The 1,745-nt window shown below is 43.4% G+C and carries 1 protein-coding gene; it reads right to left on the reverse strand.

The annotated features are described in order from the left end of the window. On the reverse strand, positions 1–1,745 hold a 1,745-nt coding region (locus tag ICV39_RS08680; protein ID WP_215389692.1), incomplete at both ends, for a VCBS domain-containing protein.

Raw genomic sequence — 1,745 nt, forward strand, 5'->3', positions numbered from 1 at the left:
ACTATAAGACACATCAGCGCTTGTGAAGTCTGATGACGACTCAGACAAGGTAAATGTTAGGTGAGCCACATCACCTGCTTTAAGTGCAGAGACATCACTAGCAATCGCAATCGTTGGTGGCGTGGTATCAATATCCACCGCATGACTTATTGAATTACCTGGATTGCCTCCAGCATCAACAACTCTAGCAGTATATGTAAATCTACCGTCCGGATGATTATCTGGGTCAGAGTAAGACCAAGTAGTTCCACTGACTACTGCATCATACCATGTGTTACCTCCGTCAGAGCTAACTTGTATTTTTTCGCCTTGGTTTAATGCATCATTTGTACCAGAAACGCTCAATACATGTTGGCTTGTAAGGAAATCACTGTTTGAGTTTCCATTATCAGGGCTTACTGCAGTAATTGACAAATTAACCGCTGTTGCATGGTTAAAGTAACCAGGGGCTCCTGGATCTACGATAGTTCCATTTTGAATACCGTCTTGGTCAGAACGAATATCTCCATCAGTCAAAGTGAAGTCAATCTTCAGCTTGTTTCCTGACAAGGTCATACCCGTTGCAACATCACTCCAGTTTAAGTCATGTCCCTGTTTCCAGTAACCATTGACCTGATTTCCAGATACTGCATCCGTCCAAATACCGTTAGATACAGTCCAATCCCCAGTTAAATATACTGAGCTATAAACACTTGATCCTGGTGTAGCTACGCTAACATTAAAGTTAACTTCGCCAAATGGAAGCGATACACCAGTTGGAAGAGATGAAGGTGTGGGCGATACTGAAACATTACTTAAGTTTCCAGCGTTAGTTGCTATTGTCACCCACGTAGTTGTTGGATCCACTGATACTGTGGTCGGTAGCGATGCAACATTACTCTGGGTGCTGTCAACAATGCCGTCACCATTACCATCACCAGCAATATTACCAAGTGATACAGGGACATTATTTTCAACTGCAGCAAGAATTCCGTCATTTTCAATGACAAAATGTAAATTAGTGAATGCAAAGGCATCGTGTGTATCAGTAGCGGTTACTTTAATATCTAAAATATTAGGCGCTGCCGCAGGAGGTGTACCTGTAAATTCACCGGTTGTTGGATTAAAACTTAACCAAGCTGGAAGGTCTGATCCATCAGCTAACTTAGCAGATAAAGTCAGCACATCACCATTATCAATATCAGCAAAAGTACCGGCTGGAACAGTATATTTAAGTGCCGTACCATTTGACGCATGTTGATCATCCAAAGTAGACACGACAGTAGGAGCATCGTTCGTGCCATGGATTGTGACTGAGATTGTTTTAGGTGTGCCATCTGCAGCATACACAGTGATTGAGTCAGTTAACGCAGCAGAGTCTGTGTTCAGAGCTTGAACAGTGTCATTGCTGTTATCAAGGCTATATGTCCACTCGCCAGCTGTGCTCAGTGTGAAGTTGCCGTAAGTGCCGTTATGACCTTGTGCAGGTACTGTAACAGCCGTAAAGCTTTCCTCGCTATCAACATCACCGATAGTTAAAGTACCACTCGCAGAACTAGATGTACTTGCAGGTTGGTTGCCATTGTTAATGCCACCTAATTCAGTGACATCACCAGTGCTTGTACCACCAATCACTGCAGCATCGTTCGTGCCATGGATTGTGACTGAGATTGTTTTAGGTGTGCCATCTGCAGCATACACAGTGATTGAGTCAGTTAACGCAGCAGAGTCTGTGTTCAGAGCTTGAACAGTGTCATTGCTGTTAT

Source organism: Polynucleobacter sp. MWH-UH25E, from assembly GCF_018687095.1.
Classification (GTDB): Bacteria; Pseudomonadota; Gammaproteobacteria; order Burkholderiales; family Burkholderiaceae; genus Polynucleobacter.